Source organism: Asticcacaulis biprosthecium C19 (assembly GCF_000204015.1).
In the GTDB taxonomy this organism is placed as follows: Bacteria; Pseudomonadota; Alphaproteobacteria; order Caulobacterales; family Caulobacteraceae; genus Asticcacaulis; species Asticcacaulis biprosthecius.
In genome coordinates this window covers 394540-399024 of record NZ_GL883080.1, presented here as the reverse complement: position 1 = coordinate 399024, position 4485 = coordinate 394540, and the positions used below count along the sequence as shown (strand labels likewise).

Annotated in this window: 7 protein-coding genes; 3 read left to right on the top strand and 4 right to left on the bottom strand. The window is 61.5% G+C overall.

Features of this window, described 5'->3' with window-relative positions; translation table 11 throughout:
• The 3 genes from ABI_RS23965 to ABI_RS20335 are packed head-to-tail and all read right to left on the bottom strand — an operon-like array spanning position 1 to position 1938.
• Complete coding sequence (locus ABI_RS23965; protein ID WP_050808373.1) at positions 1–579, bottom strand: hypothetical protein; 579 nt, start codon at positions 577–579, stop codon at positions 1–3.
• Between the two features lie 57 nt (positions 580–636).
• Positions 637–1095, bottom strand: a complete 459-nt coding sequence (locus ABI_RS20340; protein ID WP_006274956.1) for a J domain-containing protein — start codon at positions 1093–1095, stop codon at positions 637–639.
• 3 nt (positions 1096–1098) lie between these two features.
• Positions 1099–1938 carry a division plane positioning ATPase MipZ gene (locus ABI_RS20335; RefSeq protein ID WP_006274954.1) on the bottom strand — a complete coding sequence of 280 codons (840 nt, stop codon included), beginning with the start codon at positions 1936–1938 and terminating at the stop codon, positions 1099–1101.
• 182 nt (positions 1939–2120) lie between these two features.
• Here ABI_RS20335 and ABI_RS25430 point away from each other — a divergent pair, with 182 nt between their 5' ends.
• The 3 genes from ABI_RS25430 (at position 2121) to radC (ending at position 3961) form a co-directional block, all read left to right on the top strand.
• A complete protein-coding gene (locus ABI_RS25430) occupies positions 2121–2297 on the top strand; it encodes a hypothetical protein (protein ID WP_006274953.1) in 177 nt (58 codons plus the stop codon).
• 32 nt (positions 2298–2329) lie between these two features.
• A complete protein-coding gene (gene map, locus ABI_RS20330) occupies positions 2330–3142 on the top strand; it encodes a type I methionyl aminopeptidase (RefSeq protein ID WP_006274952.1) in 813 nt (270 codons plus the stop codon).
• A gap of 87 nt (positions 3143–3229) precedes the next feature.
• Positions 3230–3961 (top strand): RadC family protein, encoded by a 732-nt coding sequence (gene radC / locus ABI_RS20325; RefSeq protein WP_006274951.1) that lies wholly within the window; start codon positions 3230–3232, stop codon positions 3959–3961.
• A gap of 86 nt (positions 3962–4047) precedes the next feature.
• On the opposite strand, the gene ABI_RS20320 is transcribed toward radC, so the two are convergent.
• Positions 4048–4431 carry an endonuclease domain-containing protein gene (locus ABI_RS20320; protein ID WP_083811581.1) on the bottom strand — a complete coding sequence of 128 codons (384 nt, stop codon included), beginning with the start codon at positions 4429–4431 and terminating at the stop codon, positions 4048–4050.
• Between the last annotated feature and the right edge of the window lie 54 nt (positions 4432–4485).

Below are 4485 nucleotides of genomic sequence, written 5' to 3'. Positions count from 1 at the left end.
TTACTGCTCTTTCGCTGGAAGGTCGGGCAAAACAGGTTTGGCCGCGGCGTCCTCAACATAGTCGAAACCACCGGTTTCGATCCATTGGCCGTCCTTTTCCATGCTGGAGCGGACACGATAGACACCGTCGGCACCCAGTTCGCCTTCCGAGCGCAGCTTGCCCAGGCCGGGGACGCCATGCACGGTCTCCTCCGCGACATAGGCGTTCTGGCCGGCCGGGCGGATAACCCCCGTCGTGTAGAAGCCGCCGGTGGTGACATAGGTATAGACGAAGCCATCCCCATCGGGCGCCGGGAACAATACGCTTTCGCCGGCATAGGCGCCGTCATTGACGGAATGGATGATGCGGATGGCATGGCCGCCCAGGTCCCATTGCCATTGCTGGACGTCCTGAATCTTCGCGCCGCCGGCTGGGCCATTGCCCGTCCCGCGCCAGGTCTTGCCGGCCCAGGCTTCCAGTGGAGCAAAGGCGGCGCGGCCTGTGGCCTTGGCCGGCACGTCGGGCGTTTGGGCCAAGGCGGCAACGGGCTGGGCCAGACAGAGGGCCGCTGCGGCGGCGAGAAAGACACGGCGGATCATAAGGCTCTCCCATTTTGGACGCCATTGTCTCTCACGCGAGCCACGACGGCAAGATGCCTAGAAACGCTTTTTCAGCAGCAGGTCGCGCGCAGCATTGAGCGCCTTGGCGCGGTCGGCCGAGCCGCCCTGATCAGGGTGGGCCGCCTTCATCAGTTGCTTCCATGCGCCGATCACCGTCTTGCGGTCGGCGCCGATCGCCAGGCCCAGCGTCTGGTAAGCCTTGATTTCCTCGGGGGTATAGGCGGCGGCGGCTTCCGGCCGGCTGGTGCCGGAGGGGAAGATGGAGAAGCGCACGGTGCTGCTGACCACAATGGCCGCCGCCAGGGCGGCCAGGCCGGGCCACATCGCGCCGCGCGCCATCAGGGCGACACCCAGAACCATCAGGCCCAGGCTGGTGACGCCGCGCAGGACACGGAACTGCTTGAACCAGGGGCCGGACTGAACCTTGCCCAGCCGGATCTGGCGGCCCAGAAAAATCAGCATGGCCAGAATGGCCACCCCCACGGCGATCCACATGGCTTAGGTTCCTGTCTCAGCAAGGACGGGGGGCACGGCGTCGTCGGCTTCCAGGCCCAAGGACAGCATCAGCGAACGCAGTTCCTGACGCGCCGAAACATGGGCCAGGGAGACGGCGACGGGACGCACCTCCGCCGACAGATCCTGGACCGTCAATCCGAAGGGAAACAGTTCGCGGTAGATGACCCGGTCGCGCAGGCCGGCCAGGACGCGAAAGCCAACCCTTTTGCCCAGGGCGCTGACCCGTTCATCCACCCGCTTGCGGTTGCGGGCTTCGGTGGCGGCCAGGCGGTTGCGCAGGACGATCCAGTCGATCGATCGGCCATCCCAGCGCACCCGCTGCTTGCGCGAATTCCACACCGTCTCGGCATAGATGGACGGGCGTTTGACGTCGAGGGTGACCGGATCGACCTCGCCCAACAGGTCGAAGTCGATAAAGCTGTCGTTCATGGGCGTGACGATGACATGGGCGGCGGCATGGGCGCGGCGCGAAAGGACGTGGTCACCGCCAGGGGTGTCGATGATGACGAAATCCACTGTCTGGACGACTTCGTCCAGGGCGCGATCGAAGATCTTCTTGGCTTCGGCCTCGGGAAGGCTGAGCAGGCTGGCCGGCTTGTCGTACAGAAAGGGCTCGGCGGCATGGGGAAGGTCGACGCCGTGCGCCCGTGACCAGGTCAGGCGGTTGGAGAAGAAGCGCGCCAGGGTACGCTGGCGCAGGTCGAGGTCGATAAAGGCGACGCTTTGGCCCTGATGCAGCAGGTGCACCGCCACATGCATGGCGACGGTGGACTTGCCCGCCCCACCCTTTTCATTGCCAAACGTCAGAATTCGCGCGCTCATTATCCCTCACTTAAGCGCTTCCGGTCTCTTACGCCAGTGGATAGGGCGTGCCAGTCGTGGGCAAGTCACGACAAAGTGTTGTGCATTGCAAACAGAGCGTAAATGCAATCCCTCAGGGATCGGACTATATTGGCGTCGGCTCGGGCGGGCATTTGTCATCGTGTTCCCAAGGAGACCGACTTATGGACAGTCAGGCCGAACGTATCATCTGCATCATGGACGCCATCGATCATGGCATGACCGCCGAGGAGACTTTGGACGAATGTCCGGCCTGCGTGCCGGGGCTGACGGTCAGTGAAAGCCGGCGGCATGACGATATGGGCTGGATAATGCCGACCTCGCTCTCAGAAATGACCTAGCAAAAAAAGGGGGGCGCGACTATATTGCCGCCATGACGACAGATTCCGACTATCTCATCCGCTCAGAGACCATCCGTATCCATACGGAAGAGGATTTCGCGGGCATGCGCCGCGCCGGCCGTTTGGCCGCCGATTGTCTCGACATGCTGATCCCGCATGTCGTGCCCGGGGTGAAGACGTCGTATCTGGACGATTTGGCGCGACAGTTTGTGATGGACCGCGGTGCCCTGCCCGCCTGCGTCTTCTATCGCGGCTATCAGCACACCGTGTGCATCTCGCCCAACCACGTCGTCTGTCACGGTATTCCGTCGGAAAAGACCCTGCGCGAAGGCGACATCGTCAATATCGACGTGACCGTGATCGTCGATGGTTGGCATGGCGATACCTCGCGCATGTATGAGGTTGGCGAAGTCGCCCCAAAGTCGAAGCGCCTGGTCGACGTGACCTATGAGGCGTTGCGTCTCGGCCTGGAGCAGATCAAGCCCGGCAACACCTTTGGCGATATAGCGGCCGCTATCCAGCGCTATGCCGAGGCCCAGCGCTGTTCGGTGGTGCGCGACTTCTGTGGCCACGGCCTGGGCCGGGTTTTCCACGACAATCCCAATGTGCTGCATTTTGGTCGCGCCGGTTCCGGCCCCAAGCTGCAGAAGGGCATGTTCTTCACGGTCGAACCGATGATCAATCTGGGCCGGCCTGAAGTGAAGGTGCTGAACGACGGCTGGACCGCTGTGACCCGCGACAAGTTGCTGACGGCGCAATGTGAGCATAGTTGTGGCGTCACCGACGACGGTGTTGAGATCTTTACCGCCTCGGCGACGGGCCAGTTCCGGCCGCAAAACTCTTAATTTTGGCGCCTCATTCCAAAAAGTGGCAATCCACTTTTTGGGACGAGGCTGTATAGACAGTTCAACCGCGGCGGCTATAGTCTCCGCATGCCTCCTGCCGACACGTCTTCCGAACCTCTAAAGCCCGATCACAAGGGGCACCGCGAGCGGTTGCGCGAACGCGCGCTCAAGACGGGCGCCAGCGCCCTGCCCGATTATGAGCTGTTGGAACTGTATCTGTTCCGCTCAATTCCTCAGCGTGACGTGAAGCCATTGGCGAAGGCCCTGCTGACCCGGTTCGGTTCCTTGCCGGCGGTGCTTTCGGCGCCGCTGGAGGATATGATGACCGTGTCAGCCCTGGACACCAAGGGGCGGGCCTTGAGGGTGACGACTGACATAGCGCTGGATCTGCAACTGATGTTCGAAGCCACCCGGCGCGTCGTGGCGGAACCCTTGACACGGACCACTGTTATCGCCTCGTGGTCGGCCCTGATGGCCTATGTCCAGGTGACCTTGGCGCATGAGCCACGTGAACAGTTCCGCGTGCTGTTCCTCGACAAGAAGTATCAACTGATCGCCGATGAGATTATGGGATACGGGACGGTCGACCACGCGCCGGCCTATCCGCGGGAGATCATGCGGCGGGCTTTGGAGTTATCGGCCAGCAGCGTGATCCTGGTTCACAATCATCCGTCCGGTGACCCCAGTGCCAGCCCCGGCGATATCGATATGACGCGGCAGATCGTAAAAGCCGGGGAACCGTTGCGGATCAAGGTGCATGATCACCTGATTGTCGGCCGCGAAGGTGTACTGAGCATGAGCCAGCAGAGGTTGATGTAGTTTATTTGATTAATACTTGCCTCTCCTCCCCATTTTATGGGGAGGGGGACCGCGGAGCGGTGGAGGGGTATCTTTCGGCCCGCCTTCTATATTTTGCGATCGGCCGATAGCGCGATCCGTTTTGCCGCGATTTCAAGAATATCAGTAGCAGCCGTATCCGGATCATACATTACATCCGCTCCGGCAATCCTGTGAACCATGACGTTCTGCTCTTGCAACCAGGCGGTCCGCCGCTCGTCTCTCCTCGCGACATCGTCTTCGTCGTGAACGCTGCCGTCAACCTCCACGGCGAGCGGGGCGGCAGCGCAATAGAAGTCGAGAATGTAGGGGCCGATAGCATGCTGACGCCGAAAATGAATACCTTTCGGCCTCCCTTTCAGTCTCACCGACAACCGCGCCTCAGGCGGCGTCAAGGCCCTCCGAAACGTCCTAGCCAGTTCATATTTCAGGCGGTATCGTTTGGCTTCCATTCGGACAGACTAGCTAAAAAATCAACCGTGAGAAGTAGCCCTCCACCGCTCCGC

Bases quoted from the DNA above. Each gene is read 5' to 3' on its own strand.
- ABI_RS20335 (WP_006274954.1), bottom strand. From the start codon at position 1,938: ATGAGCGCGCGAATTCTGACGTTTGGCAATGAAAAGGGTGGGGCGGGC.
- ABI_RS23965 (WP_050808373.1), bottom strand. From the start codon at position 579: ATGATCCGCCGTGTCTTTCTCGCCGCCGCAGCGGCCCTCTGTCTGGCC.
- ABI_RS20320 (WP_083811581.1), bottom strand. From the start codon at position 4,431: ATGGAAGCCAAACGATACCGCCTGAAATATGAACTGGCTAGGACGTTT.
- ABI_RS25430 (WP_006274953.1), top strand. From the start codon at position 2,121: ATGGACAGTCAGGCCGAACGTATCATCTGCATCATGGACGCCATCGAT.
- radC (WP_006274951.1), top strand. From the start codon at position 3,230: ATGCCTCCTGCCGACACGTCTTCCGAACCTCTAAAGCCCGATCACAAG.
- map (WP_006274952.1), top strand. From the start codon at position 2,330: ATGACGACAGATTCCGACTATCTCATCCGCTCAGAGACCATCCGTATC.
- ABI_RS20340 (WP_006274956.1), bottom strand. From the start codon at position 1,095: ATGTGGATCGCCGTGGGGGTGGCCATTCTGGCCATGCTGATTTTTCTG.